Here is a 479-nt window from a genome sequence, read left to right on the forward strand (position 1 = left end):
TAACAGGCCAGTGGGTTCAATGGGTTGGTCCGCCGCAGCTGCATGACCCCAATAGCAGAAGGCCGGGCGCAATCGTTTGCCGCCTGCGGTGTAATCACGAGCGGCGTCGAGAACGGGGGACAGCTCGGCGCCGATCGCGTCAATGACCCGCTTTTCGTCGTCGAGGAAGGAGAGGATCCTTGCGCTCACGGAGTCGCGGAAGTCAGCGCTGACTGGAGAGGACGGATCAAAGGGGTACATAGCGCCAGCATAGAGGCGTCGAATGGTCGGAAACGAGTCCGTACGCTGGACGTCTGGCCCACCTGGTGGGAGCGCCGCCTAGCCTCGCACCTATGTAGTCCCAGAAGCCGACCACTGCTGACCTGTTGGCCTTGGGGGAGCGCCCTGTGCACTCTTTCGGGTTTATGACCCTCACAGCGAGCGCTCGGCTGTGGAGTGCCACTGATGCTCTCGTGGGATGGCACCGGACTTCATTTCAG

Annotated in this window: 1 pseudogene; it reads right to left on the minus strand. The window is 62.0% G+C overall.

The features are described from left to right. A pseudogene (locus L6963_RS11715) lies at positions 1–240 on the minus strand (hypothetical protein); the annotation flags it as partial. Positions 241–479: the final 239 nt, after the last annotated feature.

Source organism: Rothia nasimurium (assembly GCF_928392795.1).
Classification (GTDB): Bacteria; Actinomycetota; Actinomycetes; order Actinomycetales; family Micrococcaceae; genus Rothia; species Rothia nasimurium_F.